Annotated in this window: 1 protein-coding gene; it reads left to right on the top strand. The window is 69.9% G+C overall.

Features of this window, described 5'->3' with window-relative positions:
• The coding region (locus OU682_RS23745; RefSeq protein WP_268944644.1) for an FAD-binding and (Fe-S)-binding domain-containing protein at window positions 1–2,098 on the top strand (2,098 nt) is incomplete at both ends.

Here is a 2,098-nt window from a genome sequence, read left to right as displayed (position 1 = left end):
ACCTCGGACAATATCCTGGGGCTGGAGATCGCACGCCCGCAGGGGCTTTTGTCGAGCCTTGCGCCCACGCCGGATTGGGCCGCGCCGATGCTGGCCGCGGCCGAGGAGGCCGTGCGGCAGGGGCGGGCCGCCTTCATCGCCGCGACCCCGCGCCTCAACCGCCGCTTCACCGGCTATGATCTTGAACGCGCCTGCCCCGGGGCCGGCGGCTTCGAATGGTGGCGGCTGTTCCTGGGGGCCGAGGGCACGCTGGGCCCGATTACCCGCATTCGCGTCAAGCTGCGCCGGATCGAACCGGAAAAGCGCCTGATCGTCGCGGGGTTCGCCCGCTTCCGCGATGCGCTGGCGGCCGCGACTCCGCTTCTGGCCGATGATCCGACCGCGATCGAGGTGATGGACGAATGGGTCCAGCGCATTGCGCAGGACGCGGGCATTCTGGCCCGCCTGCCCGAAAGCCTGCGCCCCGAAGGCCCGGTCGCCTATGTCTTCATCGAGTTCAACGGCCACGACCCGGCCGAGATGCAGGCCCGAATGACCGCCTGCCTGGAGCGGCTGCGCAGCCTTCCGGGCCAGATCGCCCTGCACCAGGCCCGCGACCTGGCCGAGATCCGCGAGCTTTGGGCGATCCGTTCCGCCGGGGTGGGGCTTCTGGGCAAGGTCGACGGCGCAGCGCGGCCCATCGCCTTTGTCGAGGATTGCGTGGTCCCGCCCGAGAGCCTGCCTGCCTTCGTCGATGATTTCCTGCGCGTGCTGAAGGGCAACGGGCTGGGCTTCGGCATCCATGGCCATGTGGATGTCGGCTGCCTGCATATCCGCCCGGCGCTGGACATCGACGAAACCACCGACCGGGCCAAGCTGGTCGCGGTTTCGGACGCGGTCTTTGCTCTGACGCGGAAATACGGCGGCATCTTCTGGGGCGAACATGGCAAGGGGGTCAGGGGCGCCTATCTCCCCGAATGGATCGGGCCCAGGGCCTATGCCGCGCTGCAATCCGTCAAGCGCGCCTTTGATCCGGCCGAGCGGTTCAACCCCGGCAAGCTGGTCACGCTGGACCGCCCGCACATGGGGATTGCGACCACACCCTTCCGGCCCTTCAACGCAAGGCCCGGCGACGCGCTGGAAAAGGCTTTCCGCTGCAACGGGAACGCGCAGTGCCTCAGCTATCAGGCGGCGGCGCCGATGTGCCCCTCGTTCAAGGCGACGGGCGATCTGCGCCATTCGCCAAAAGGACGGGCCGACGCGCTGCGGGCCTGGAAGGTCGCCCGCGACGCGGGACGGCCCGCGCCCGAGGATGACCTGATGGCGGCGCTGGACACCTGCCTTGGCTGCAAGGCCTGCGCCTCCAGTTGCCCGGTGCAGGTCGATATCCCCTCGATGCGGGCGGCGTTCTATGCCGATCACTACAGCCGCAGTGCGCGGCCGCTGTCCGATCGGCTGGTGCTGGCCGCCGAACGGCTCAGCCCGCTGGCCGTCACCCTTTCCCCGCTGCTGCGACCTGTCTGGCCGCTGGCACGGCGGCTGGCCGAGCGCGCGTTGAAGACCGTTGACATGCCCGCCCATCTGGCCCGCCCGGTCGCTGCCGCGCATCGCATCCGGCTGGCCGATCTGGACAGGCCGCTGCCCGGGAACGCGGTGCTGCTGTGGCAGGACTGGTTCACCGCCTTGTTCGATGCCAAGGTCGCGCAGGATGCCATCGCGGGCCTCAGCGCCCTTGGCTATTGTCCGCTGCTGGTTGCCATGCGGCCGGCAGGCAAGGCCGCGCAGAACATGGGCGCGGAAGCCGCCTTCCGGCGCATGGCCGGGCGGCAGGTCGCGGCGCTGCAAAAGGCGGCGGCGGCGGGCGTGCCGATGATCGGGCTGGATCCGGCCTTTGTCATGATGCTGCGCCAGGACTATCCCAAGGCCGGTTTGACGCCGCCGCGCGTCATGCTGGCGCAGGAATTCCTTGCGGCCGAGAGTGCGTCGGGGCGGCGTTTCCCGCAGGTGCGGGTGCAGGGCAAGGCCGCGCCCCGGATCCTGTCGCATTGCACCGAACAGACCGCGCTGCCGAACGCGGGCGCGCTTTGGGCGCAGGTCTTTGCGGCCATCGGGCTGAAGG

Source organism: Paracoccus benzoatiresistens, assembly GCF_026913015.1.
Lineage (GTDB): Bacteria > Pseudomonadota > Alphaproteobacteria > Rhodobacterales > Rhodobacteraceae > Paracoccus > Paracoccus benzoatiresistens.
The sequence above is the reverse complement of the archived record's forward strand: the minus strand, read 5'-3'. Positions and strand labels throughout refer to the sequence as shown.